The sequence below is a fragment of the Streptomyces sp. NPDC051286 genome, assembly GCF_044455345.1.
Lineage (GTDB): Bacteria > Actinomycetota > Actinomycetes > Streptomycetales > Streptomycetaceae > Streptomyces.
Map to the genome: position 1 here is coordinate 37,828 of NZ_JBITER010000009.1, position 25,958 is coordinate 63,785.

The 25,958-nt window shown below is 71.3% G+C and carries 20 protein-coding genes and 1 riboswitch; of the genes, 9 read left to right on the plus strand and 11 right to left on the minus strand.

Features of this window, described 5'->3' with window-relative positions; all coding sequences use genetic code 11:
* Positions 1-32 precede the first annotated feature (32 nt).
* The 5 genes from sucD to ACIBB8_RS11725 form a co-directional block, all read right to left on the minus strand.
* Positions 33-917, minus strand: coding sequence for a succinate--CoA ligase subunit alpha (sucD, locus tag ACIBB8_RS11705; protein WP_366695025.1), 885 nt, complete (start codon positions 915-917; stop codon positions 33-35).
* A 20-nt stretch (positions 918-937) separates the two neighbouring features.
* Positions 938-2,119 carry an ADP-forming succinate--CoA ligase subunit beta gene (sucC, locus tag ACIBB8_RS11710; RefSeq protein ID WP_398950966.1) on the minus strand — a complete coding sequence of 394 codons (1,182 nt, stop codon included), beginning with the start codon at positions 2,117-2,119 and terminating at the stop codon, positions 938-940.
* Between the two features lie 651 nt (positions 2,120-2,770).
* Positions 2,771-4,006, minus strand: coding sequence for a VWA domain-containing protein (locus tag ACIBB8_RS11715; RefSeq protein WP_398950968.1), 1,236 nt, complete (start codon positions 4,004-4,006; stop codon positions 2,771-2,773).
* Positions 4,003-6,375 (minus strand): DUF5682 family protein, encoded by a 2,373-nt coding sequence (locus ACIBB8_RS11720; RefSeq protein WP_398950970.1) that lies wholly within the window; start codon positions 6,373-6,375, stop codon positions 4,003-4,005. The genes ACIBB8_RS11715 and ACIBB8_RS11720 overlap by 4 nt, the downstream gene beginning before the upstream one ends.
* Positions 6,372-7,484, minus strand: a complete 1,113-nt coding sequence (locus ACIBB8_RS11725) for an AAA family ATPase (protein WP_398950972.1) — start codon at positions 7,482-7,484, stop codon at positions 6,372-6,374. The genes ACIBB8_RS11720 and ACIBB8_RS11725 overlap by 4 nt, the downstream gene beginning before the upstream one ends.
* Before the next feature lie 118 nt (positions 7,485-7,602).
* Here ACIBB8_RS11725 and ACIBB8_RS11730 point away from each other — a divergent pair, with 118 nt between their 5' ends.
* The gene (locus ACIBB8_RS11730) at positions 7,603-8,988 is read left to right on the plus strand and encodes an SWIM zinc finger family protein (RefSeq protein WP_398950974.1); all 1,386 of its coding nucleotides are present in this window, start codon (positions 7,603-7,605) and stop codon (positions 8,986-8,988) included.
* 17 nt (positions 8,989-9,005) lie between these two features.
* Positions 9,006-10,604 (plus strand): DUF5691 domain-containing protein, encoded by a 1,599-nt coding sequence (locus tag ACIBB8_RS11735; protein ID WP_398950976.1) that lies wholly within the window; start codon positions 9,006-9,008, stop codon positions 10,602-10,604.
* Between the two features lie 169 nt (positions 10,605-10,773).
* On the opposite strand, the gene ACIBB8_RS11740 is transcribed toward ACIBB8_RS11735, so the two are convergent.
* The gene (locus ACIBB8_RS11740) at positions 10,774-11,187 is read right to left on the minus strand and encodes a cobalamin B12-binding domain-containing protein (RefSeq protein ID WP_358863017.1); all 414 of its coding nucleotides are present in this window, start codon (positions 11,185-11,187) and stop codon (positions 10,774-10,776) included.
* Between the two features lie 352 nt (positions 11,188-11,539).
* On the opposite strand from ACIBB8_RS11740, the gene ACIBB8_RS11745 reads away from it, so the two are divergent.
* Together ACIBB8_RS11745 and ACIBB8_RS11750 are read left to right on the plus strand one after the other, a co-directional pair.
* Positions 11,540-12,499, plus strand: a complete 960-nt coding sequence (locus ACIBB8_RS11745; protein WP_398950978.1) for an esterase/lipase family protein — start codon at positions 11,540-11,542, stop codon at positions 12,497-12,499.
* Positions 12,500-13,035: 536 nt separating this feature from the next.
* Positions 13,036-14,517: a M23 family metallopeptidase gene (locus ACIBB8_RS11750; RefSeq protein WP_398950980.1), complete on the plus strand. Its 1,482-nt coding sequence runs from the start codon at positions 13,036-13,038 to the stop codon at positions 14,515-14,517.
* Positions 14,518-14,814: 297 nt separating this feature from the next.
* Here ACIBB8_RS11750 and pcrA read toward each other — a convergent pair whose 3' ends face one another.
* Entirely contained in the window at positions 14,815-17,262 is a 2,448-nt protein-coding gene (pcrA, locus tag ACIBB8_RS11755) for a DNA helicase PcrA (RefSeq protein ID WP_398950982.1), read from the minus strand.
* A 257-nt stretch (positions 17,263-17,519) separates the two neighbouring features.
* A riboswitch (cyclic di-AMP (ydaO/yuaA leader) is annotated at positions 17,520-17,684 on the plus strand.
* 7 nt (positions 17,685-17,691) lie between these two features.
* Here pcrA and ACIBB8_RS11760 point away from each other — a divergent pair.
* Complete coding sequence (locus ACIBB8_RS11760; RefSeq protein ID WP_398950984.1) at positions 17,692-18,879, plus strand: NlpC/P60 family protein; 1,188 nt, start codon at positions 17,692-17,694, stop codon at positions 18,877-18,879.
* A 74-nt stretch (positions 18,880-18,953) separates the two neighbouring features.
* Here the strand turns inward: ACIBB8_RS11760 and ACIBB8_RS11765 are convergent, their stop codons facing one another.
* A complete protein-coding gene (locus tag ACIBB8_RS11765; protein WP_398950986.1) occupies positions 18,954-19,307 on the minus strand; it encodes a hypothetical protein in 354 nt (117 codons plus the stop codon).
* 355 nt (positions 19,308-19,662) lie between these two features.
* On the opposite strand from ACIBB8_RS11765, the gene ACIBB8_RS11770 reads away from it, so the two are divergent.
* Both ACIBB8_RS11770 and ACIBB8_RS11775 read left to right on the plus strand, forming a co-directional pair.
* The gene (locus ACIBB8_RS11770; protein WP_398950988.1) at positions 19,663-20,712 is read left to right on the plus strand and encodes an NlpC/P60 family protein; all 1,050 of its coding nucleotides are present in this window, start codon (positions 19,663-19,665) and stop codon (positions 20,710-20,712) included.
* 70 nt (positions 20,713-20,782) lie between these two features.
* Entirely contained in the window at positions 20,783-21,556 is a 774-nt protein-coding gene (locus ACIBB8_RS11775) for a GNAT family N-acetyltransferase (RefSeq protein WP_398950990.1), read from the plus strand.
* 72 nt (positions 21,557-21,628) lie between these two features.
* On the opposite strand, the gene ACIBB8_RS11780 is transcribed toward ACIBB8_RS11775, so the two are convergent.
* On the minus strand, positions 21,629-22,324 hold the full coding sequence (locus ACIBB8_RS11780; protein WP_398950993.1) for a LuxR C-terminal-related transcriptional regulator: 696 nt from the start codon (positions 22,322-22,324) through the stop codon (positions 21,629-21,631).
* The gene (locus tag ACIBB8_RS11785) at positions 22,321-23,607 is read right to left on the minus strand and encodes a PspC domain-containing protein (RefSeq protein WP_398950995.1); all 1,287 of its coding nucleotides are present in this window, start codon (positions 23,605-23,607) and stop codon (positions 22,321-22,323) included. Before ACIBB8_RS11785 ends, ACIBB8_RS11780 begins: the two co-directional genes overlap by 4 nt.
* Before the next feature lie 189 nt (positions 23,608-23,796).
* Here ACIBB8_RS11785 and ACIBB8_RS11790 point away from each other — a divergent pair, with 189 nt between their 5' ends.
* Both ACIBB8_RS11790 and ACIBB8_RS11795 read left to right on the plus strand, forming a co-directional pair.
* Positions 23,797-25,107 carry a PspC domain-containing protein gene (locus ACIBB8_RS11790; protein WP_398950997.1) on the plus strand — a complete coding sequence of 437 codons (1,311 nt, stop codon included), beginning with the start codon at positions 23,797-23,799 and terminating at the stop codon, positions 25,105-25,107.
* On the plus strand, positions 25,094-25,357 hold the full coding sequence (locus ACIBB8_RS11795; RefSeq protein WP_398950999.1) for a hypothetical protein: 264 nt from the start codon (positions 25,094-25,096) through the stop codon (positions 25,355-25,357). The genes ACIBB8_RS11790 and ACIBB8_RS11795 overlap by 14 nt, the downstream gene beginning before the upstream one ends.
* On the opposite strand, the gene ACIBB8_RS11800 is transcribed toward ACIBB8_RS11795, so the two are convergent.
* The gene (locus ACIBB8_RS11800) at positions 25,264-25,773 is read right to left on the minus strand and encodes a DoxX family protein (protein ID WP_398951001.1); all 510 of its coding nucleotides are present in this window, start codon (positions 25,771-25,773) and stop codon (positions 25,264-25,266) included. The genes ACIBB8_RS11795 and ACIBB8_RS11800 overlap by 94 nt on opposite strands.
* Positions 25,774-25,958 lie beyond the last annotated feature (185 nt).

Here is a 25,958-nt window from a genome sequence, read left to right on the forward strand (position 1 = left end):
GCCTGTGCGGAGGCAGTCCCGCGAAGAGGTGATCAGGCGCCGAGGATCTCGCGCGCCAGCTTGGCGGTCTCGGTCGGCGTCTTGCCGACCTTGACGCCGGCGGCCTCAAGGGCCTCCTTCTTCGCCTGGGCAGTGCCGGAGGAGCCGGAGACGATGGCGCCCGCGTGGCCCATGGTCTTGCCCTCGGGGGCGGTGAAGCCCGCGACGTAACCGACGACCGGCTTGGTGACGTTCTTCGCGATGAAGTCCGCCGCACGCTCCTCGGCGTCGCCGCCGATCTCACCGATCATGACGATCAGGTCGGTCTCGGGGTCGGCCTCGAACGCCGCGAGGGCGTCGATGTGCGTCGTACCGATGATCGGGTCGCCACCGATGCCGACGGCGGACGAGAAGCCGATGTCACGGAGCTCGTACATCATCTGGTAGGTCAGCGTGCCGGACTTCGACACGAGACCGATGCGGCCGGGCTTGGTGATGTCGCCCGGGATGATGCCGGCGTTGGACTGGCCGGGGGTGATCAGGCCGGGGCAGTTCGGGCCGATGATCCGGGTCTTGTTGCCCTTCGAACCGGCGTACGCCCAGAAGGCGGCCGAGTCGTGGACGGCGATGCCCTCGGTGATCACGACGGCGAGGGGGATCTCGGCGTCGATCGCCTCGACGACGGCGGCCTTCGCGAAGGCCGGCGGCACGAAGAGGACGGACACGTCGGCGCCGGTCTTCTCCATCGCCTCGGCGACGGAGCCGAAGACGGGAACCTCGGTGCCGTCGAAGTCGACGGTCGTGCCGGCCTTGCGCGGGTTCACGCCGCCGACGATGTTGGTGCCGTCGCCCAGCATGAGCTTGGTGTGCTTCATGCCGGTGGCACCGGTCATCCCCTGGACGATGACCTTGCTGTCCTTGGTGAGGAAGATAGCCATGGTGTTGGAGTCCCTCGTCCTTACTTCGCAGCCGCGGCGAGCTCGGCGGCCTTGTCGGCCGCGCCGTCCATGGTGTCCACACGCTGCACCAGCGGGTGGTTGGCGTCGGAAAGGATCTTGCGACCCAGCTCCGCGTTGTTGCCGTCGAGGCGCACGACCAGCGGCTTGGTGACCTCTTCGCCCTTGCTCTTGAGCAGCGCAAGAGCCTGGACGATGCCGTTGGCGACCTCGTCGCACGCGGTGATGCCGCCGAAGACGTTGACGAAGACGGACTTGACGTCCGGGTCGCCGAGAATGATCTCCAGGCCGTTCGCCATGACCTCTGCGGAGGCGCCGCCACCGATGTCGAGGAAGTTGGCGGGCTTCACGTTGCCGTGGTTCTCACCGGCGTACGCGACGACGTCCAGGGTCGACATGACCAGACCGGCACCGTTACCGATGATGCCGACCTCGCCGTCGAGCTTGACGTAGTTGAGGTTCTTGGCCTTGGCGGCAGCCTCGAGCGGGTTGGCTGCGTCCTTGTCCTCGAGGGCCTCGTGGCCGGGCTGACGGAAGTCGGCGTTCTCGTCGAGAGACACCTTGCCGTCCAGCGCCAGGACGTCGCCGGAGGCGACCTTGGCGAGCGGGTTGACCTCGACGAGGAGCGCGTCCTCGGCGACGAACGTGTCCCACAACGTCACCATGACCTCGGCGACCTTCTCGGCCACCTCGGCCGGGAACTTCGCCTGGGCGACGATCTCGCGGGCCTTCTCGATCGTGACACCGGTGTTGGAGTCGACCGGGACCTTCGCGAGGGCCTCGGGGGTCTTCTCCGCGACCTCCTCGATGTCCATGCCGCCCTGCACCGAGGCCATGGCCAGGAAGGTGCGGTTGGTGCGGTCGAGGAGGTACGAGACGTAGTACTCCTCAAGAATCTCCGGCGCGGTCTCGGCGATCATCACCTTGTGGACCGTGTGGCCCTTGATGTCCATGCCGAGAATGCCGGTCGCCCGGGCGACCGCCTCGTCGGGGGTGGCGGCCAGCTTGACGCCGCCGGCCTTGCCGCGGCCGCCGACCTTCACCTGCGCCTTGACGACAGACTTGCCGCCCAGCCGCTCGGTCGCCTCGCGGGCTGCCTCAGGCGTGTCAATGACTTCACCGGCCAGCACCGGTACACCGTGCTTGGCGAAGAGGTCCCTCGCCTGGTACTCGAACAGGTCCACGCGCGTCCGTCCCTTTTCAGTGGTCTCGCGGTTCGTTTTCAGCGTGGGCGTGCCGCGAGGGGCAACGTGACTGCTCGGTCACAAGGAAGGCGCACACGGTTACCGAGTACGCGGCATGTCCATCTCGCAGGTTATCCCCGAGCTCCGCATGACCCTAAATCGCAGATCGCACCTGGGCGGTGATTACGGTCACAGATCGTGCCGGCGGCCGGGTGGCAGTGGACGACACGGCACGGGCCGTGCCGATGGAGCGAGGGCGGCCCGTGGCCGGGCGGAGCCCACGGTCGGGACGCGGTGGTCCGGCACACCGGCGGGGACCCGCCCGGCCACGGGCCGGGCGGAGCACTCGGCGTTCCGCGAGATCTCAGATCTCCCGGGCCGGATACTCCGGAGCGGTGAAGGCGGCCACCGCGTCGCTCGGGCAGGCGGAGCGATCGGCTCCGGCCCGCCGCTCCGTGCGCCGCGTGCTCGACGGCCGGACGGGCATCGCGCCCGGCCCGCGCGCCGGGCGCGGGCCGGCGACTGGACGGACAGTTGCTGCCGTCCCGTCGGAGTGAGCCCTCCCGGAAGGGCGTGGACTGCGGAACGCGGTCCTCCACGGGCGACGGGACGATGCGTGCACGGCCTTCCCGGGCTGACGCGAGTCCCTTGTCACTGATGGGTCTCCTTGTCCGGTATGGGCAGTGGCCTCTTCTCCAGCGCCGCGGCCATCACCTCCGGAAAGAGGTCCGGGGTACACGCGAAAGCCGGTGCTCCGAGCGCGCCGAGCGCCGCCGCGTGCTCGCGGTCGTAGGCGGGCGCGCCCTCGTCGGACAAGGCGAGCAGCGTCACGAACTGCACGCCGGACGCCTTCATCGCCGCCACCCGCTTCAGCATTTCGTTGCGGATGCCGCCTTCGTAGAGGTCGCTGATGAGAACCACGACGGTGTCGGCGGGCCGGGTGATCTGGGACTGGCAGTAGGCGAGCGCCCGGTTGATGTCCGTGCCGCCGCCGAGCTGGGTGCCGAAGAGTACGTCGACGGGGTCGTCGAGCTGCTCGGTGAGGTCGACGACAGCCGTATCGAAGACGACGAGCCTGGTCCGCAATGTACGCATGGAGGCGAGCACCGCGCCGAAGACGGAGGCGTAGACGACGGAGGCGGCCATCGACCCCGACTGGTCGATGCAAAGGACGACGTCTTTCTTCACCGCCTGCGCGGCGCGTCCGTAGCCGATGAGCCGCTCGGGGACGACCGTGCCGGCTCCGTCCCCGCCAGGAAGCAGGAGGTAGTTCTTGAGGTTGGCCCGGATGGTGCGGTCCCAGTCGATGTCGTGGTGACGCGGCCGGTTGATCCTCGCCGAGCGGTCGAGTGCGCCGGTCAGCGTGGCCCGGGTGCGGGTGGCGAGCCGCTTCTCCAGGTCGTCGACCACCTTGCGGACGACGGCTCGTGCCGTCTCCTTCGTCGTCTCGGGCATCGCCTTGTTGAGCGAGAGGAGCGTTCCGACCAGGTGGACGTCCGCCTCGACGGCCTCCAGCATCTCCGGCTCCAGCAGCAGCGCGGAGAGACCGAGCCGGTCGATCGCGTCGCGCTGCATGACCTGGACGACGGAGCTGGGGAAGTACGTGCGGATGTCACCGAGCCAGCGGGCGACGGACGGGGCGGAGGCGCCCAGTCCGGCCGAGCGCTCGGTCCCGCCGCGGCCGCCGGACCTGCCCCCGCCGCCGTACAGCGCGTTCAGCGCACCGTCCATCGCGGCGTCCTGTCCGGTCAGCGTGCACCCGGTGGACTCGGCGCTGTCCGCGCCCAGCACCATGCGCCACCGCCGGAGCCGTTCGTCGTGCACCGCGCCCCGTCCGGCGGCTCCCGGCCGCTCCGCGTCCGTGCCTGATTCCGTGACCGTCGTCATCCTGTCGCCCCCAGCGGTTCCATGGCGTTGTCGGCACCCTCTGCGCCCTCGGCGTCCAGTCCCAGCAGCAGCCGCAGCACCGGCACCACCGCATCTGCCCGCGCCTCGTCGAGGCCGGGCCCGAAGCTGGGTGCGGCCGTCCCTGCGGCGGTCGCGGCCGGTGCCCCGGCGGCCGGACCGCGTCGTACGAGCTCACCGAGCGTGCGCCGCACGCCTGCTTCGTACGCCGAGAAGGTGCGGCGCAGCAGCGGGAGCACATCGGTGAACGTGTCGGCGGGGACACCGGCCAGCCAGGCGTCGACCAGGCCGAGCAGCCGCTCGTCGTGGACAAGGAGCATGCCGCCCCCGTCGGCCCCGCCGACGAACCCCTCGATCCAGGCCGCCGCGTCGGCCGGGGGTGTGCCGGGCGAGAGGGCGAGGCCCATCAGCCGTGCCGCGTCGTCCTCTTCGAGCTGCCCGTCGTCGAGGAGCAGCCGCGTCGAGCGGCCCCGGATGACGCCCGCGACCGTGTCCCGGGCGGCCAGCTTGTGCAGCACGACGGCCCAGCGCTCACGGAGTCCGTCCGCCGGTACGGTTCCGGCGAGCAGCCCGATCGCGGTGTGAACGCCGTCCACCTTGCGGCGCAGTTCGGCGGCTCCGTCGGCGTCGAGCCCGGTGCAGGCGGGCGGCAGTCCGACACAGACCCGCTCGGCGAGCCCGGCCGCGACCTCGCCGAGCGCCGCGGTGTCCGTGGACCGGACGTCCCCGTACCGCAGGGTGCGGGCGAGGGCGGGCAGGGCGTCGGCGAGGTGGCCCACGTCTGCGTCGAGCGCGGCGCGGTCGGCGAGGGCCCGCATCACCACGGGCAGTGCCTCGGGCAGTTCGGCGAGGAGACAGCGCTCGGCGAGCGTGGTGACCTCGGCGAGGGCGGTCGCCGACACGGCCTCCGATTCGGCCTTGGCGGTCGCTGCGGAGAGCACGGTGGTGCCCCAGACCCCGGCCTCCGCGACACGTACGTGCAGCTCGGGCTCCCAGTGCAGCCGCCAGGTCTCCCGGAAGGTGCCGGTGCTCCCCCGCCCGGTGGCCGGTTCGCCCCAGCCGACCGCGAGGAGCCGCAGGCGGTGCAGCAGGCGACTGCGGGACGCGTCGGTGTCCTTGCGGAGGTCGAGCTCCAACTCCCGTTCCTGCGCTTCCGGTTTGAGCCGCAGGGTGCGCTGAAGCCTGGTGAGGTCGCGCTGCAACGGCACGGCCGGGGCGGTGTCCGGCACCTCGCCGAGCGTCTCGCCGACGATGAGCCGGTCCCGGACGAGCGCGAGCGGCACATCGGAGCCCTCGCACATCACCGCCCGGATCGCGTCCGTCGTCTCGTCCAGACCGGCGAGCGGGCGGCCGCGCATCGCCGCGAGGGTCCCGGCGAGCCGGACGGCCTCGATGACATGGGCGGAGGACACGAACCGGTCCTCGTCGCGCAGGAGTCCGGCGACCTTGGTCATCCACCGCTCGACGGGACGGTCGGGGGCGGCGAAGAGGTGTCCGTACCAGCCGGGCGAGTCGATGCCCGCCCCGTATCCGCTGTGCCGGGCGAGCCGGCGATGGGTCCAGGGCACCCACGTCAACTCGGCCTTCACTTTGGGCAGTCCCTTGACGAGGGCCCGGTCGGCGGTGACGGTCGTCCGCGCACCGAGCGCGGGCACGTGCCAGGCGCCGCAGACGACAGCGATGTCGTCCCCGAACTCCTTGCGCGCGGACCGCAGCTGGATCCGCATGTACGCCTCGCGGACGGCGTCGCGGGGATGCCCGCCGTCCCCGTACACCTCGCGCAGCGCCGTCATCGCCTCGCTGAGCGCGGCGAACGGCGCGCGCGGGTCGGCGAGTTCGCCGTTCGGTGCGCGGTGTTCGACGACGTCCTCCCACCAGCGCTCCGGGTCGTCGTATCCGGCGGCTTCGGCGAGGGCGCCGATCGGGTCGAACGGAGGCGCGGCGACCGCGTCGGCCGGGGCAGCTTCCCGAGCTCCCCGATCATTGTCCTCGCTCCCGTCCGGAGAGTCGGTCATGGCCAGGGAATGCGCCGCGGGCAGGTCGATGAAGCGGACCGGGACGTCGTGGCCCAGCGCCCAGCGGATCGCGACCCACTCGGGCGAGAACTCGGCCAGTGGCCAGAACGCCGCCCGCCCCGGATCGTCCACTGCATGAGCGAGCAGCGCGACGGGTGGCCGCATCTGCTCGTCGGCGGCGAGCGGCAGGAGTGCGTCGCCCTCGGGCGGCCCCTCGATGAGGACCGCCTTCGGAAGGGCGGCCTCCAGCGCGGCACGGACCGCGCGGGCGGAGCCGGGCCCGTGGTGCCGGACCCCGAGCAGCAGCGGCCCGGCGGCGGGCACTGCCCCGGTCATACGGAGACCTCGCGGCAGGCGCGGTAGAAGTCCTTCCAGCCGTCCCGCTCCCGGACCACCGTCTCCAGGTACTCCTGCCAGACCACCCGGTCCGCCGCCGGATCCCGGACGACCGCGCCGAGGATGCCGGCCGCGACATCTCCGGGGCGCAGCACTCCGTCGCCGAAGTGGGCCGCGAGCGCGAGACCGTTGGTGACGACGGAGATGGCTTCGGCCGTGGACAGCGTGCCCGACGGGGACTTGAGCTTGGTGCGTCCGTCCGTCGTGATGCCGTCGCGCAGTTCACGGAAGACCGTGACCACCCGTCGGATCTCGGCCATGCCGTCGGGGGCGGCCGGAAGGTCGAGCGAGCGCCCCATCTGGTCGACGCGCCGGGACACGATGTCTACCTCGGCGTCGGGCGTGGCGGGCAGCGGCAGCACGACCGTGTTGAACCGGCGGCGCAGGGCGCTGGACAGCTCGTTGACCCCGCGGTCGCGGTCGTTGGCCGTCGCGATGACGTTGAACCCCCGGACGGCCTGGACCTCCTGACCCAGCTCCGGAACGGGGAGCGTCTTCTCCGACAGGATCGTGATGAGCGAGTCCTGCACATCGGCGGGGATGCGGGTGAGCTCCTCGATCCGCGCGGTCATGCCCTCGGACATGGCACGCATCAGCGGGCTGGGCACCAGTGCATCGCGGCTGGGTCCGTGCGCCAGCAGCTGCGCGTAGTTCCACCCGTAGCGGACGGCTTCCTCGGGTGTGCCCGCCGTGCCCTGGACGAGCAGCGTCGAGTCGCCGCTGACAGCGGCCGCGAGGTGTTCGGAGACCCAGGTCTTGGCGGTACCGGGAACGCCGAGGAGCAGCAGCGCCCGGTCGGTGGCGAGCGTCGTCACGGCGACCTCGACGAGGCGGCGCGGCCCCACGTACTTGGGTGTGATCACCGTCCCGTCCGCCAGCACACCGCCGAGGAGATAGGCGGCCACCGCCCACGGGGACAGCTTCCATCGGGCGGGACGCGGGCGGTCGTCGGCTGCGGCGAGCGCCTTCAGCTCGTCGGCGAAAGCGTCCTCGGCATGCGGGCGCAGAGCTGCTGCGCCGACGCCTGCGGTGGTTTCGGACACGGTCATGGATCCCCCTCCAGATCGGTCGACCGGATGTGGTTCCCACCGTGCACCACACCACTGACAATCGGCTGTCTCCGCAGGTCGGAGCCGATTGTCAGTGCCGCGTCCTACCGTCGTCGCCATGCTGCTATCTCACGGGGGAGAACCCTCGCGCACCGCTGCTCCAGTGGCGCGCTGGACGGTGGAGCAGGTGCTGGCCCTCACTCCTGACGAGTCATCACGCAAGGCGGGAGGCAAGCTCGGTTCGGCCGGGCCGTGGTCCGGTGCGGGCTGCGACGGGTCGGGCGCGGTGTGGGGTCTGTGCAAGGGAAGCGGAAGCAAGCCGTACCGGACGGTGGTCGATACGACGGGCCCCGCATACAAGTGCAGTTGCCCCAGCCGGAAGTTCCCGTGCAAGCACGCCCTGGGTCTGCTGCTGCTCTGGGCGTCGGACGAGGCGGTGCTCGGGCCGGCGGAGGTGCCGGACTGGGCCCGGGAGTGGCTCGACGGCCGGCGCGGACGCGCGGCGGCGAAGGCGGCTGCGGGTGGCTCCGCGGCGGCTCCGGCGGACCCGGAGGCCGCCCGGCGGCGCGCCGAGCGGCGGGCCGGGCGGATCACCGGCGGCGCAGAGGAGCTGGAGCAGCGGCTGATGGACCTGGTGCGCGGCGGTCTGGCGGCGGCCGACCAGTCGGGGTACGGGCTGTGGGAGGAGACGGCGGCCCGCATGGTCGACGCACAGGCCCCGGGACTTGCCGGCCGGGTCCGTGAGTTGGAGGCGATCCCGGCGTCCGGCCCCGGCTGGCCGGCGCGGTTGCTGCAGGAGTGCGCGCTGCTGCATCTGCTGGACACCGCCTGGCTGGGCATCGACCGGCTGCCGGATCCGCTGGCCGCGACGGTCCGTACGCGGGTGGGTCTGACATCCCCCGCCGACGGCCTCCCGGTCCGTGACCGGTGGCTGGTCCTCGCCCAGTACGACACCCCGGACGGCAGAATCGTCACGCGTCGGATCTGGCTGCTCGGAAAGGACTCGGGCCGCACCGCGCTGCTGCTGTCCTTCGGAGCGGCCGGGCGCTCCCCCGGGCAGGCCCTGCCGGTGGGCGTCACGCTCGACGCCGAACTCACGCCGTATCAGGGGGGCGGGCAGCTACGGGCGGAGCTGGGCGCGCAGTTCGGTACGCCGGTGCCGTCCGGCACTCCCCCTCGGGGCTCCACGACCGCGGCCGCGGCCGCCGCGTACGGGCGCGCCCTGCGGGACGACCCCTGGCTGGAGTCCTGGCCGGCGACGCTGCGCGAGGTCATACCGGTGCCCTCGGGCGACGGCTGGCAACTGGCGGACGCCACAGGCGGTACGGCCCTGCCCGTCGTCCCGTCGGCGCTGTCCCGGCCGGGCCTGTGGAAGCTCGTCGCGCTGTCCGGGGGTGCGCCCGTCACGGTGTTCGGCGAATGCGGCCACCGCGGCTTCGACCCGCTCGCCGCCTGGGCCGATGGCTCCGACGGCGGTGCGGCCGAGACCGTACCGCTCATCTGATCCTTGGAGGAGGACCGATGCCCAGTACAACCACCCCGTGGGAAGAGCTCGTCACCTCGGCGTTGCTCGGCACCGATCGCCGACCGTCCATGGCGGGCGGTGATGGGGGGCCGGTCGCGCTCCTGGACGCGGCGGCGCTGCAGACCGTGCGGCACAGAGCCGGACTGCTGCCCGCGCCCGCGGCCGCACGGCCGGGGACGGCGCCCGCCGATCCCCGGCCGCCCCTGCCGCCGGCCGCGCGGCGCAGACTCGCCCAGCTGCTCGCCGACCGGTCGGCGCCGGGCACTGCGGGCGGTCGGCGCGGTGCCGCGCCGGATCTCACCGAGCTGATCCCGCAGTGGCTGGCCACAGCCGGTCTGCACGGCTACCGGGCTCCGGCGGCGCTGCTCCCGGCGCTGTTGGACGCGGCCCGCGCCCGTACCGACCTGCGGCCGCAGGCCCTGGCGTTCGCCGGGCCGCGCGGGCTGTGGCTGGCCCGGCTGAACCCCGAGTGGAAGTTCGCGCTGCGCGGCTCGGCCGGCGGCGCGCCGCGGCCCGAGGTGACGGACCCGGAGGCGGTACGCAGGCTGTGGGAGGAGGGCTTGTTCGCCGAGCGCGTCGCCCTGCTCGGGGCTGTACGCGCGCATGATCCGGGGAACGCGCTCGCGCTGCTGACCAGCACGTGGCCGACGGAGCGTGCCGAGGACCGGCTGATGTTCGTGGACTCGCTGCGTACCGGGCTGTCCGGTGCGGACGAACCGTTCCTGGAGCAGGCGCTCTCCGACCGCAGCCGCAATGTCCGCGCGACGGCCGCCGAGCTGCTGTCCGCGCTGCCGGAGTCGGCGCTGGCCGGGCGGATGGCGGCCCGTGCGGCGTCGTGCGTGAACCCGGACCTGACGGCCAGTTCCGCGTCCATCGCCGTGGAGGCACCGCATGAATGCGATGCGGACATGCAGCGCGACGGCGTGGTCGCGGCGCCGCCGTCCGGCCGGGGCGAACGGTCCTGGTGGCTGGGCCAGTTGGTGGAGTCGGCCCCACTGTCCACCTGGCCGGCGCGGTTCGGCGGGCGTACGGCGCAGGAGATCGTCGCGCTGCCCGTCGCCGACGGCTGGGGTGAGGAGCTGCACGCGGCGTGGTGCCGGGCGGCGGTGCGGCAGCGGGCCCCGGAGTGGGCCCGCGCGCTGCTGGGCGCCCCCTCTGTGCCCCCGTCGAACGGCCCCGCAACGGCGTCGCTCGCCGAGCGCTCCAAACTCCTCGCCACACTGCCCGATGCGGAACGGGCCGCGTGGGTGGCCGACTTCATTGCCGCGCATGGGCTGTCCGAGGCGTTCCAGCTCCTGGGGGTCTGCGCGATTCCCTGGGCGGAGCCGCTGGGCAGATCGGTCGTCGACGCACTCGACATCGCCCGCGACGCGGGGAGTTATCCGTGGAGCTTCAGCGGCGTGATGGGCCTCGCCGAGCGTTGTCTGAACCCGGCGGAGGCGGACCGCCTGGAGGTCCTCACGGCGACACCGGACGAGCCGGAGGGTGCGTCGCCGGGAGCCGCCGGCTACTGGTCGGAGGCCTTCCGGCGTCTGGTCTCCACCCTGCGGCTGCGCGCGGCGATGGAGGTGGAGCTGATGCCGGAGGCGATGTAGGGGCTGCGGTGGTGCCGGCGGCGGGTTGCACGGCCCGCGCCGTGCTGTGTCCTCAATCTCCCCACGGTCTCCAGGGCATGGGGGACCCCTTCGACGGGCTCGGTCTCGCACCGGGCAGGCGATTGAGGACACAGGACACCGGGCGGACGGACGCCCCGGCCCGCCCGGGTCAGGCGTCTGCGGACTGGCGGACGTTGGCGTTCACCCAGTCGACGATCGAGCCCGTCGTCGCACCCGGGGTGAAGATCGCCGCGACGCCCTGCTCCTTCAGCGGCGCGATGTCCGCCTCGGGGATGATGCCGCCGCCGAAGACCTTGATGTCCTCCGCCTCGCGCTCCTTCAGGAGCTCGATCACCTTGGCGAAGAGCGTGTTGTGCGCGCCGGAGAGGATCGAGAGGCCGATCGCGTCGGCGTCCTCCTGGATCGCGGTGTCCACGATCTGCTCGGGCGTCTGGTGGAGGCCGGTGTAGATGACCTCCATACCGGCGTCGCGAAGCGCCCGCGCGATCACCTTGGCCCCGCGATCATGGCCGTCCAGGCCCGGCTTGGCCACCACCACACGGATCGGACCGGTCACACCCATCACTGCCTCCACATGCGTCTCCCGTGCCGGAAAGGGCCGGGGATGTGAACGAACGTTATCGACAGCATCCCGCAACCCGCCGTTTCGCGGTGGGCCGGGAGGGGGAAATCACACCTGGGACATGTTCGCCAGGCCCCGTTCCCGCATCACGCGGCACACCTGCCGCGCGGGCCACGGAGGCAAGGGGAGCCGCAACGAGGTCGCCGTACCACCGCGCCGTCAGCCGCACGGCACGGTGGTACGGCCCGTCGACACGGTGGTCCGACCAGCCACCCGCGCCTCTGCCACGGCGCCCCATGAGGGCATACGGGGACCTGAGCCGCCTCCCGTGCGCCGAAGCAGGAGGTCGGCCATGAAGGTCCTGCCTTTTCATCCGCTACTGCTGCGCCAGCCGTGTCTGCGCCGCGCCTGGCTGTCATCGGCACTACTGAGAGCCACCGCGCTGGAGCTGGTCGTGCTCGTCGGGCACGTACTCCTCTACCCCTCGGGCATGACCGGGGAGCGGCATGACGCGACGCCCCCGGCCGAACAGCCGCCCACCGCACCGGCCGGAGCCCGGGCCCTGCCCACCGAGAGCCTCGAGCGGCGGCCCGTCGTGCTCCTGCACGGGTTCATCGACAACCGCTCCGTGTTCGTCCTGCTGCGCCGTTCCCTCGCCCGGCACGGCTGGCACCATCTGGAGTCGCTCAACTACTCACCACTGACCTGTGACATCCGCACGGCCGCCGAACTTCTCGGCCGGCACGTCGAGGAGATCTGCGCCCGCACCGGTCACCACGAGGTCGACATCGTCGGCCACAGCCTCGGTGGCCTGATCGCCCGGTACTACGTACAGCGGCTGGGCGGTGACCAGCGGGTCCGCACCCTGGTCACTCTCGGCACACCGCACGGGGGCACGGCTGTCGCCCCGCTGGCGAGTGCGCACCCCGTCGTGCGCCAGATGCGTACAGGCTCCGCACCGATCGAGGAACTGCGCAGGCCGGCACCCGGCTGCCGCACCCGGTTCGTGAGCTTCTGGAGTGAACTGGACCGGGTGATCGTCCCGGCCGAGGCAGCCTGCATCGACCATCCGGATCTCGACGCACTGAACGTACGCGTCTGCGGTATCGGTCATCTCGCGCTCCCCGTGCACCCGGCCGTCGCCGCCGCGGTCCGCCAGGCACTGGAATCCCGCGCATCGATGGCCGTAGACGCGGAGTCCTCAGGACCCACGGAAGCCTCAGGGGCCGCACAAGCCGCAGGACCCACGGAGACCGCCGAACAAGGAGCCACCGGACCAGCAGGAAACCCAGGAGCCGCGTCGGTGGCGTGACCGGTCCGGCCGCACCTGCCCCGAGAGCCTGTCGGGTGACCTTCGATCGGAGAGCGGACGCGGCCTGGTGCGTGCGATTCCAAGGCGCCGGGATGGCCTTGGGTGGGGTCTCCCCTGCTCGAACGAAGTTGAGAGCTTGGGGAAGGAGCTACCAGGGCATTTCGGCAACGCCGGAAGCGTGCGTGCCAGGGCGTGGCCGCCCGATCAGAGGTCACCCGACAGGCTCTGAGGCTGCGGTGACCGCCCGGGCTCGGGCATTGCGGCGGGATGCGCTCAAGCACCACCTAGCAGCGCGGACAGCAACCCTCCGCCCACCCGAGGCCCATCGAATAGAACATGTTTCGAACATAGAGCCAAGGGTCTGTGCACAGCCCCCCGAAAGACGGCCGATTGCCCGTTTCCTGCGAGTCCAGGACCCGACGAAGATTGTCGCCGTCACGTACTGCCGGGTACAGTCGCGGCCACTGCTTTCCCCTGGGATTCCCCCCACCGGGTCCCCAGACCCAGGTCCTGCTGCCGAGGCGAGAGAGAAGTTGGTGAACGACCAGCACCCCTACGCCGGGTATGTCGGTTACGACAGCCACTCCACGGGCAGCTACGACAGCGACCCGCTCTTCGGCTCCCTCCCGGGCAGCTACGACGGCACGTACGACACCACCGCTTACAGCAGCGGCTACGACACCGGACAGGCCGGGTACAGCGGCCCGTACGACTCCGCCCAGTGGGACACCGGCGCACATCAGACCGCCGTGTACGACCCCTACGCCGCCTACGGGACCCAGCACCCGCAGCAGTACGACACCACCGCGACCTGGATGCCGGAAGCCCCGGGCATCCCCGCGCAGGGCGGCGCTCCGGACACCTCGGGCGGGTGGGACACCAACGGCTGGCACCAGATCGGCCAGTGGGCGACGACCGAGACGGCTGCCTACGACACCGGCACGTACGACGCCACGGCCTGGAACACCGGCGCCACGCCCGAGCACGAACAGCAAACCGTGCACACCGCGCACGAGTCGTACGAACCCGAACAAGCCGCGTACGAGACGTACGAGGACCAGGGTTCCTTTGCTCCGTACGAGCCCTACCCGCCGGCCGCAACCGCGGAGCCCGCGGACATCACCGCGACCTCCGAGTTCGGCGTCGTCGACCTGGATTCGGACTTCGACGCCGACACGGACGACGCGGCAGACCGCGCAGACCGGGCGGTGCACCACATCGTCGGCATCCCCCGCCCTGCGAGCCGTTCCGTCACCCGCGGCGGCGGTGGCAGCCGCGGCCGGCGCCGCACCCCCGTCAAGCGTTCCGCTCTTCTCACCGTCGCCGTCCCCTCCGCCTGCGTGATGAGCGTCGCCGGTATCGCCGCCGCCTCCGTCGGCGGACTCGGCAGCAACGGGGACACCAAGGACGACACCATGTCGATGGCGGCCGCCGACCCCGGCAGCGTCAAGCCGGTCGCCGCCAACAACAAGCTCGACACCCAGCTCGCCAACCTCAGCGCCGACGCCGCGAACTTCGCCGACCGCGCCAGCCGCACCCAGGAGCGCATCGACCTGAGGGAGCGGCAGGCCGCCGAGAAGAAGAAGCGCGAGGAGGAGGCCGCCCGGAAAGAGGCGCTGCGGCCCAAGTTCCTGCTGCCGGTCAAGCAGCACGGCCTCAGCGCCTACTTCGGCCAGGCGGGCGTCAACTGGATGTCCGTGCACACGGGCATCGACTTCCCCGTCTCGTACGGCACTCCGGTGATGGCCGCGACCGACGGCACCGTACGCACCCAGTGGAACAGCGCCTACGGGAACATGGCCATCGTCACCACGGCCGACGGCACCGAGACCTGGTACTGCCACCTCAGCAGCACCAGGATCCGCTCGGGCCCCATCAAGGCCGGCGACGTCATCGCCTACTCCGGGAACTCCGGCAACTCCACCGGCCCGCACCTGCACTTCGAGGTCCGGCCCGGTGGCGGAGCGGCCATAGACCCGCTGCCCTGGCTCCGCAGCCACGGCCTCAACCCATCCTGAGCAGCCGATCCCGCCACGGAGCAGGCCCCACCCGCCGACAGGGGGCGGACACCCGCACCCGCCCCGTCGGCTCTGGGGCGGACCCCCAGGGTCTTTCGCTCGGGTCAGCCCTGCATGATCCGAGCGAGTGACCCTAGGAGGGTGCTGAAGATCTTGGCCGGATCAGCGAGCGGCGTCTGGTGCGTGCAGCTGCAAGGCGCCGAAGCGGCCTCATAGCGGAGCTATCAGGCCGTTTTGGCAACGCCGCAGATGTGCGTGCAAGACGCCGGGAGCCCGGCCAAGATCTTCCGTGCCCTCCTAGAGCTTTTCCACCGGCGCGTATCGCAGCAGCAGCTTCTTCGGCCGCTCGTCCCCGAAGTCGACCGTCGCCTTCGCCTGATCGCCGACTCCCTCGACCGCCGTCACCGTGCCGAGCCCGAACTGGTCGTGCGTGACCCGGTCCCCGACCACCAGCGTGACCGTCGGCTTGTCCGAGGTGCGCCGGGTCGCGAAGCCCGAGGGGCCCGAGCGGGCGCGCGACGAGGACAGCGACGACGTGATCCCCGACGTCGGTCCGGCCGGGGCCGCCATCGGCCCGGTCCGCTTCCACTCCAGGTGCTGGTCCGGGATCTCCTCCAGGAACCGCGACGGCGGGTTGTACGAGGGCTGACCCCACGCACTGCGCATAGCCGCCCGCGTCAGGTAGAGCCGCTCACGGGCACGGGTGATCCCGACGTAGGCGAGGCGCCGCTCCTCCTCCAGCTCCTTGACCTGTCCCAGGGCGCGCATGTGCGGGAAGACGCCGTCCTCCATGCCGGTCAGGAAGACCACCGGGAATTCGAGCCCCTTGGCCGTGTGCAGCGTCATCAGCGTGATGACGCCGGAGCCGTCCTCGTCCTCGTCGGGGATCTGGTCGGAGTCGGCGACGAGCGCGACCTTCTCCAGGAACTCGGCGAGTGTGCCCGTACCTTCTTCCCCGGCGGACTCCCCCCGCTCCTGCTCGAATTCGAGCGCGACGGCGGCGAGTTCCTGAAGGTTCTCGATGCGGGTCTCGTCCTGCGGGTCAGTGGACGCCTGGAGCTCGGCGAGATAGCCGGTCCGTTCCAGCACCGCCTCCAGCACCACGGCGGGGCCTGCGCCGGACTCGACGATCGTGCGCAGTTCCTCCATCAGCGTGTTGAACCGCTTGACGGCGTTGGCCGAGCGGGCCGCCATGCCGTATGCCTCGTCGACGCGGCGCAGTGCCTGCGGGAACGTGATCTTCTCACGCAACGACAGGGCGTCGATCATCGCCTCGGCGCGGTCGCCGATACCGCGCTTGGGCACGTTGAGGATGCGGCGCAGCGGAACGGTGTCCTCGGGGTTGGCGAGGACCCGGAGGTAGGCCAGGATGTCCCGGACCTCCTTGCGCTCGTAGAAGCGCACACCGCCGACGACCTTGTAGGGCAGGCCGACGCGGATGAAGATCTCTTCGAAGACGCGGGACTGCGCGTTCGTCCGGTAGAAGATCGCGACGTCGCCGGCCTTCGCGTCGCCCTCGTCGGTCAGCCGGTCGATCTCATCGGCGACGAACTGCGCCTCGTCGTGCTCGGTGTCCGCGACGTAGCCGGTGATCCGGGCGCCCTCGCCCGCCTTCGTCCAGAGGTTCTTGGGGCGGCGGCTCTCGTTGCGCTCGATGACCGCGTTGGCGGCGGAGAGGATCGTCTGCGTGGAGCGGTAGTTCTGCTCCAGCAGGATCGTCGTCGCGTTCGGGTAGTCCTCCTCGAACTGGAGGATGTTGCGGATCGTCGCGCCACGGAAGGCGTAGATCGACTGGTCGGCGTCACCCACGACGCAGAGCTCGGCGGGGGCGTCGGCTTCTCCGGCCGGGCCGACCAGTTCGCGTACGAGCGTGTACTGGGCGTGGTTGGTGTCCTGGTACTCGTCGACGAGGACGTGCCGGAAGCGGCGGCGGTAGTGCTCGGCGACGTCGGGGAACGCCTGGAGCAGATGGACCGTCGTCATGATGATGTCGTCGAAGTCCAGTGCGTTGGCCTCGCGCAGCCGGGACTGGTACATCGCGTACGCCTGGGCGAGCGTCTTCTCGAAGCCGTCCGCCGCCTGGCCGGCGAAGGTCTCCTCGTCGATCAGCTCGTTCTTCAGGTTCGAGACCTTGGCCGTGAACGACTTCGGCGGGAAGCGCTTCGGGTCGAGGTCCAGATCGCGGCAGACCAGGGCCATCAGCCGCTTGGAGTCGGCCGCGTCGTAGATCGAGAACGACGAGGTGAAGCCGAGCCGCTTCGACTCGCGGCGCAGGATCCGGACGCACGCGCTGTGGAACGTCATGACCCACATGGCGTTGGCGCGCGGTCCGACGAGCTGCTCGACGCGCTCCTTCATCTCGCCCGCGGCCTTGTTGGTGAAGGTGATCGCCAGGATCTGGCCGGGGTGCACGCCGCGCTCGGCCAGCAGGTGGGCGATGCGGTGGGTGAGCACCCGGGTCTTGCCGGAGCCCGCACCGGCGACGATGAGCAGCGGCGATCCGGCGTGCACGACCGCGGCGCACTGCTCGGTGTTCAGCCCGTCGAGCAGGGCGGCGGAGTCGATGGCGGGGCGGTGGGCGCCGTCCCGGTAGTACGCGTCCCGAGGCGGCGGGGGCGCGTCGAACACACCCGCGAAGAGGTCCTCCGGCACCGCTTCGGGTGCGGAGTCCTCGGGGGGCGGCGGGGGTTCTTCCTCCGGGTGCTGGAGGCCGGCCAGGAAGCTGTCGTCAAAGAGGCTGCTCATCGCCTCACGAGTCTAGGGCGACACACCGACACTCTGCGGCCGCATGGAGAAGCCCGACCGGAAGGCGCCTACGCATGGAGAGCAGCCACCCACGCCCCGTAAGGAAAACGAGGCCCGGACTACGTCCTCCGGCCCCTCTTCGCCAGGGTCACGAAAACGTATCGGACATATCGAACATCAACCTTCACAGCGGCAACACGGTTGGCTAGCGTGCTCCGTCGGGCGGCCCGTACCCCCTTGAGGCGAACCACGCCGAGCGGGCTCCCACGCCGAATCCGAGCTGCCCACAGGGAAGTTCGGAGCCGGGGACCCACAGGACAAACCGGGGTGAATCGGTCCAAATCCCCACTCGGACCGTAGGGCAGCCTTCCGTTCCGCCCGAACCCGACAGCTAACCCGGTAGGCGGTCCACGGAAGGAGACGCCGGTTTTGGCATCGCATCGCAAACCGCGCAGCCGGGCACGCACCACCACCCCCGCCGTCGGGCTCACGACGGCCGCACTGGCAGGGGTGACCCTGCTGTCGACCCAGAGCGCCATGGCCGCTCCGGGCGCACCCAAGCCCAGTATCGAGGACGTGCAGAAGAAGGTCGACGACCTCTACCGGCAGGCGGGCACCGCGACCCAGCAGTACAACAGGGCGAAGGAGGCCTCCGCCACGCAGCGCGGCAAGGTGGACGCCCTGCTGGAGGACGTGGCCGAGCGCGCCGACAAGCTGAACGAGGCGCGCAGGACCCTCGGCAACTACGCGGCCGCGCAGTACCGCACCGGCTCCATCGCCCCGACCGCCACCTTCTTCCTGGCCGACGACCCGCAGTCGTACTTCGACCAGAACCAGCTGATGAACCGGATGACCGCCCAGCAGCAGAAGGCGGTCACGGACTTCCGTACGCAGCAGGCAGCGGCAGCGAAGAAGCGCACCGAGGCGGTGCAGAGCCTGGAGACGCTCACCGAGTCCCAGGCCACGCTCCGGACTAGCAAACAATCCGTCCAGAAGAAGCTGGGCGAGGCGCGCGCGATGCTGTCGAAGCTGACGGCCGAGGAGAAGGCGCGGCTGGCGGCGCTGGAGCGCGAGAAGGAGGCGGAGGCCAAGCGCAAGGCGGAGGAACTCGCCCGCCGGCAGGCCGCCGCCAAGGCCGAGGCGGACCGCAAGGCCGAGGCGGCGGCGAAGGAGGCCGGCTCCACCGGCGGCACGGGCACGGGGACGGGGACGGGCACGGGGACGGGGACGGGCGCGGGAACCGGGACCGGCTCGGACACCAGCGCCACCTCGAAGGCCGAGAAGGTTCTCGCCTTCGCCCGCGCCCAGATCGGCAAGCCGTACGTCTGGGGAGCCACGGGCCCCTCCTCCTACGACTGCTCGGGGCTGACCCAGGCCGCCTGGAAGGCGGCGGGCGTCGACATCCCCCGCACCACCTGGGACCAGGTGGAGGTCGGCACCCGGATAGCCACCGCCAACCTGCAGCCGGGTGACCTCGTCTTCTTCTACGACGACATCAGCCATGTCGGTATCTACAAAGGCGACGGCATGATGATCCACGCCCCGAAGCCGGGGGCGAACGTCCGCGAGGAGTCGATCTACTACATGCCGATCTACGGCAGCGTGCGCCCGGCGTAGCGGCGGGCCCTCATGCGAGAGTGAGCCCCTGCCGGATCCGGCAGGGGCTCACTCTCGCATGAGGGTGGTCCGGCTCAGGTCCAGAGCATCGCGATGAAGATGTTGGCGACCGTCAGTCCGCCGACCGCCGCGAACACGCCCTTCTCGGCCTTCTCCTCGTCCCGCTTGATGTAGACCAGCGCGAGGATCACCACCAGGACCGCCAGCTTCACGCCGATCTTGATGTTGTTGACCGAATGGCCGTCGGCCTGGTTGAGCCCGACCAGCGCGACGCCGGTGACCAGCATGGTCAGCGCGCCGTGCAGCATCGCCGGGACGAAGCGTGCCGTGCCCGCGCCCATCGCCTTCATCTGGGTCAGGAAGCCGCCCAGGAGGGCGGCGATGCCGATGATGTGCAGCGCGACGAAGACATTGATGAGTACGTCCATGAGGCAGCAGCCTAGCCGGGGCCATATCACCCCTCTTCGGCGAGGTGGGGGCTCCTTGATATTTCGCTTGCATCTGCACCAATTGCCTGACTCTGATGTAATTTTCCAGTCACTCAACGACAACGCATCGCCAAGTTCGGGCAATAACCGTCATTACGACTCTTCCCCGCGCCCCGGGCTTAGCGTCCCTGTCCAGGTGGCCGGCTTCACCACCGCTCCGCACCCGGACGGCAGCCCGGTCACCCCGCCGAGAAATCCGGCGGCGGGCCGCTCCCCCTGTTGGCGTCCCGCCGCCGGACCTCAGCGGCCCGCCGGTAGGCCCCGACGGGCAGTCGACGCAAGGAGCCCCGCCCCCGTGGCAGCGCATCGGAAACCCAGGCAGCGCCCGCACCCCGGCTCCGCCGGCCGCACCGCAGCCAGCCTCGCCTTCGCCGCGGCGGCGACCGCCGCCGCCCTGCCGGGCTCCGCGCACGCCGAACCACAGCCCACCCCCGCCCGGATCAAGGCCGCGGTGGACCGGCTGTACCACGACGCCGAGGTCGCCACCGAGCAGTACAACGGCGCGAAGGAGAAGGCGACCACCGCCGCCAAGTCCCTGAACGCGCTGCGCGACGAGGCCGCCCGCAGGACCGAACGCCTCAACGCCTCCCGCAACGCACTCGGTTCGCTCGCCGCCGCGGAGTACCGCACCGGCGGCCTCGACCCCGCCGTGCAGCTGGCGCTGTCCTCGGACCCCGACCAGTATCTGCAACGGGCCTCGTACGTGGACCGGGCCGTCGACCGCCAGGCGGCCGAGGTCTCCCACGTGCAACGGCAGGTCACCGAGATCGCCCAGCTGCGCGCGGAGGCGGAGGACGAGCTGGCGGCCCTCACGGCCCGCCGGGCCGACCTGAAGAAGTACCGGACGACGGTCAGGGCCAGACTGGCCGACGCCCAGAAGCTCCTCGACACCCTCTCCCCCGCGGAGCGTGCCGAGTTCGAACGCGCGGACACCGCCCGAGGCGCCGCCCGCGCGGATCGCAGCGCCCTGCGCTTAGGCACCGCCCAGGCCCCCAACGCCCGCGCCGCGGAGGCCATCGCGTTCGCCTACGGGGCGCTCGGCAAGCCGTACGTCTGGGGCGCGACCGGACCGTCCTCGTTCGACTGCTCCGGGCTGACCCAAGCCGCCTGGCGCTCCGCCGGCGTATCGCTCCCCCGCACCACATACACCCAGATCAACGCCGGCCAGAACATCCCCCGCTCCGAACTCGCCCCCGGCGACCTGGTGTTCTTCTACTCCGGGATCAGCCATGTCGGTCTCTACATCGGCGACGGACAGATGATCCACGCGCCCCACCCCGGAGCGCCGGTCCGCATCGCGCCGATCGACGGCATGCCCTTCGCGGGAGCGACCCGGGTCGCATAGGCTCCCTTGCTGCACAGTTCGCGGTCCTGAGTCCTTCAGTCCCACCGGACCGGTCGAAGGGGAACCCCGTATGCCATTGGACACCGACGTCCAGACCTACGCCCAGACACTCGCCCTCCGCTCCCCCGGCCGCCTCCGGGTCGGCCCGTTCACCGTCCGCCACAAACCGAACTGGTCGCTGAAGTACGCCAATTACGCGATCCCGGACCGGGACGCCGAACCGACCGCGACCGACGTGCAGGAGCTGATCGCCGCATTTCGCGAACGGGACCGGATGCCGCGCCTGGAGTATCTGCCTGGCTGGGCACCCGCGGTCGAACCCGCCCTTCTCGCCGCCGGGTTCACCGTCGAGGACCGTCCGCCGATCCTGGCGTGCACACCCGGCGACCTCCTGCCGCCGAAGCCCGTCGACACCCTCGTGCTGGCCGAACCGGCCACCGACGCCGAGTTCGACGCCGCCGCCCGCGTACAGCACCACGGATACGGCGGGACCGGGGAGCCCGAGGGCGGCCAAGCCGATTGGCTGCGCGACGCGGTGGCAGGCGGCGGAGTGGCGGCGCTCGCCACCCTCGACGGCACCCCGGCGGGCGCGGGCGGCTGCTCGGTCCCGGTCGACGGCCTCACCGAACTGACCGGGCTCGCCGTCGCCGACGCCTTCCGCCGCCGCGGCATCGGCGCCGCACTCTCCGCCCATCTGACTGCGGCCGCGTTCGCGCGGGGCTGCCGGATGGTGTGGCTGGAGCCGGCCGACGCCGCTGTGGAACGGATCTACGCGGGCATCGGCTACCGAAGGGTCGGCGAGAAACTCAACATCTCCGTCGACCCCGAACGGGAGAACAGCTGACTCAGAGCCTGTCGGGTGACCTTCGATCGTGCCAGGGTGTGGCCGCCCGATCAGAGGTCACCCGACAGGCTCTCAGACCAGCCGTCGGGCCGTCGCCCACCGCGTCAGCTCGTGACGGTTCGACAGCTGGAGCTTCCGCAGCACCGCCGAGACATGCGACTCGACCGTCTTCACCGAGATGAACAGCTGCTTGGCGATCTCCTTGTACGCATAGCCGCGCGCGATCAGCCGCAGCACCTCGCGCTCGCGCTGCGTCAGCCGGTCCAGGTCCTCGTCGACCGGCGGTGCGTCCGTCGAGGCGAACGCGTCGAGGACGAAGCCGGCCAGCCGGGGCGAGAACACCGCGTCGCCTTCCTGCACCCGGAAGACCGAATCGACCAGGTCGGTGCCGGTGATCGTCTTGGTGACGTAGCCGCGGGCGCCACCGCGGATGACACCGATGACATCCTCGGCGGCGTCGGAAACGGACAGCGCAAGGAACCGCACCGGGTTCTCGACCGCGCCCATCAGCGGGGCGCAGCGGCGCAGCACCTCGACGCCGCCGCCGCCCGGCAAGTGCACGTCGAGGAGGACGACCTCGGGGCGGGTCGCCGTGATGACGGTGACCGCCTGGTCGACGTCGGCGGCCTCGCCGACGACCTCGACACCGGTCTCCTCGGTGCGGCCGATCTCGGCCTGGACTCCGGTGCGAAACATCCGGTGGTCGTCGACGAGCACGACCCGTACCCGGCGCTCCGGGCCCCCGGCCGTTTCGGTGGTCTCCGTCATTCGCTCGCCCTCTCCATCTCCAGCTCGACCTCCGTGCCCCCGCCGGGCACCGAACGCAGCCGCGCCGTACCGCCGTTGCGCTGCATCCTGCCGATGATTGATTCTCGTACGCCCATTCTGTCCCCCGGTACGGCATCCGGATCGAATCCCGGTCCACGGTCCCGTACGGAGACGAAGACCGTGCGCCCCTCGACCTCCGCGTAGACCTGCACGGCGCCGCCCTCGCCACCGTACTTCGCGGCATTGACCATCGCCTCGCGTGCGGCCTGCATCTGTGCGGCGAGCTTCTCGTCGAGCGGGCAGTCGCCGACCACGACGACCTCCAGCGGGACGCCGTGCTTGTCCTCGACCTCGGCGGCGGCGCGTTTGACCGCTTCGGCGAGGGTCTCCGGTTCGTCGCCCTCGTCCTTGCCGGTGCCCTCGGGGTTGTACAGCCAGTTGCGCAGCTCGCGTTCCTGGGCGCGGGCGAGTCTGCGGACCTCGTTGCCGTCGTCCGCGTTGCGCTGGATCAGGGTGAGGGTGTGCAGCACGGAGTCGTGGACGTGAGCCGCGACCTCGGCGCGTTCCTGGGCCCTGATGCGCATCAGGCGTTCCTCGGACAGGTCCTGGGTCATGCGGACGAGATAGGGACCCGCCAGCAGCGCGATGCCGGTGAGGACGGCGATCGCCGCGGTCAGGACATTGCCGAGCTGGGCCGCGGAGCCGCGTACCACCATGAACACGGCGAGTCCCAGGCCGACCAGGGCGACCCCGGCCAGCGCCCGGGCCAGATGCAGCACCCGGCGGCGGCCTCCGACCTCCATCCAGCGGGCCCGGCGGGCGTTGTCGGCCTGCCGCCACACCAGGACGGAGCCCGCGCCGATCAGCAGCGTCGGCCAGATGTAACGGTCCGCCTCGCTGCCCATGTCGACGTTGCCGACGAAGATGACGGCGCCGATGAGGAGCGCGAGGAGGGCGAACACCTGCCCCTTGTCGGGCTTGCGGAGCCTGCGCCGGCCGTCGGGGGCCGTCTCGAACATGGAGCGCGGCGTCTCGACGCCGCCGACGCCGAGCGGGACGACGATCCAGAACACGGCGTAGAGCAGAGCCCCGAGGCCGTCCGCGAAGAACAGTCCGAGGAAGACGAACCGCACCCAGACGACGGGCAGCCCGAGATGTCCGGCGAGACCGCGCGCGACGCCGCCGAGCAGGCGTCCGTCGGCGCTGCGGTACAGCTTGCGCAGCGGCGGCTCCTCCGGGTCGGCGCTGAGGGAGCTTGCGGCTCGGGGTGTGGCGGTCGGCATGCCCCGATCGTCACATGGAGGGTGTGCGCGGCGGTATCAGGGTCTGCCCCCACTTCGACCCTGAGACGGGCAGGTCGCACCCGCCGCACGCCGCGACGGCGCCCTTCAGGGTCCGGGGGAACCAATATCAGGGATCGGCCAGGGTCGGCCCGGGTCCCGTCGGCGCCGGCCGCCCGTCACCATGGAGCCATGACCGTTCCCCAGGACGCCGCGCCCGGCGTCGCACCGCCGCCCGCACCGAGACCGCAGCTGCAGCGCAGCTCGCGGCAGAAAGTGGTGGCCGGGGTGTGCGGCGGACTCGGCCGGTACTGCGACGTGGACCCGGTGATCTTCCGGATCGTGATCGGTGTGTTGTCGGTGACCGGTGGCGTCGGCCTGATCTTCTACGGCTTCGCATGGCTGCTGCTCCCGCTGGAGGGCGAGGAGGAGAACGAGGCGCGCAGGCTGCTGTCCGGCCGGGTCGAGGGGGCGTCGCTGATCGCGGCGCTGTTCGCGCTGATCGGCTGCGGCCTCTTCCTGTCCATGCTGGGCAATGGGGGCACGCTGGCGTTCTCCGCGATGCTGACGCTCGCGGTCATCGGTTTCAGCGTGTGGACGCAGCACCGCAGGACCGCCGCGCCCGAGGACCCGCTGCACCCAACGGCCGCCGCGCAGGCGGTGGCGGACGCCCCGCCGGAGGTGAAAGCACCGCCGTCGCCGGGCAGCCCGTCCTGGTGGCGGGATCCGATCGTCAAGGACGGCACGTCCGGGCCGGTGGGACCGGGGTATCTGTGGGGCCCGGCGGGTGCGGTGGCCGACAGTCCGCCGGTACCCCGCAGGGCGGCGGACTCCCCGTACCGCGCACCCGAGCCGGCCCGGGCCAACCGGGGGCCACGCTCGATCGGCGGCCTGGTCTTTCTGCTCGCCCTGATCGCGGGCGGTCTGGGCGCGGGGCTCAGCTGGCACACGCATCCGCTCGGTACGAGCCTGCAGTTCGGCCTGGCCGCGGCGCTCGCGGTGTTGGGTGCGGGGATGCTGGTCAGCACCTTTCTCGGCAGGACCGGGTTCGGCACCGTCCTGCTGGCAATGATCACGGCGGCGCTGCTGGCGGGCGCGGCCGCGCTGCCGAAGGACATCAGCACCCATTGGGTACGGGAGGAATGGCGCCCGGCGTCGGTCGCCGCGGTCCAGCCGCGGTACAAGCTGGGCAGCGGTGTCGGCAGACTCGACCTGTCGAAGGTGCCGGCCTCGAAGGGTGACACGGTCCGGACGCAGCTGGGGGTCGGCGCGGGCCGGGCGGTCGTCGTCGTACCGAAGGCGGTGACGCTCCAGGTGCGGGCGCACGCCGGGCTCGGCGACATCCGGCTGCCGGGCGATCCGCCGGGCAATGTGGACATCAGCCCGTCGCGGAAGGAACACCGCACGATCGCCCCGCCCGCGGGCGTCACCCCGGCGGGCACGGTCGAGCTGGATCTGGAAGTCGGTATCGGACAGGTGGAGGTCATTCGTGCTGCGTCATGAGATCCGGCCGGGCCGGGCGGTCGCGGGGGTCGCGATGCTCGCCCTCGCCGCCGGTTACGCGGCCGACGCGGCGGGCACCTGGGACGCCCCCTGGGCCTTCTTCTGCCCGGTGTTCTTCGGCGGCCTCTGGCTCGCCGCGACCACGACGTGGATCGGCTACCGTATCCGTCGCCGTCGCGACGCGAGGAAGGCGTCCACGGAGAACGACGCGGCGCCGGCGAGCACCAGTGGCAGCCAGGCCATGAGGTAGGCCAGGTCGTTGCCGAAGTAGTAGGGCTTGACCTGCCAGCTCACGGTCAGCCACAGGCTCAGCGAGATCAGCGCCCCGCCGAGTGCGGCGAGCCGGGCCCGCAGCCCGATCAGGGTGCCGATGCCGACGGCGATCTCACCGAGGGCGATGGCGTACCCGAAGGCTCCCGGGCTCTTCAGTGCGAGATCGACGAGGGCCGGGATCGCGGCGGAGTCGCGCACCGCGTGCATCGTCTCGCCGATGGAGCCGGGGCCCGTGGCGCGGAAGAAGGCACTGTCCGTCAGTTTGTCGAGCCCGGCATAGAGAAAGGTGACACCGAGAAAGATCCGCAGCGGCAGCAGGGCATGCTCCCGCGCCAGCTCCCGGATGCTGACGACCTCGCCCAGACCTCGCGAATTCGCGCCATACCCACGCATAAGACCCCGCCCTTCCGTCGACCCGTCACCAGACCATACGTACGCGGCGAACGAGCTGCTCAGCTGCCCCGCGGTTCGATCAGACCCACGCTGCGGCCGGAGGAAGGACGGTCTGTCGCATCTAGGAGGGTGCTGAAGATCGTGGCCGGATCAGCGGGCGGCGTCCGGTGCGTGCAGCGGCAAGG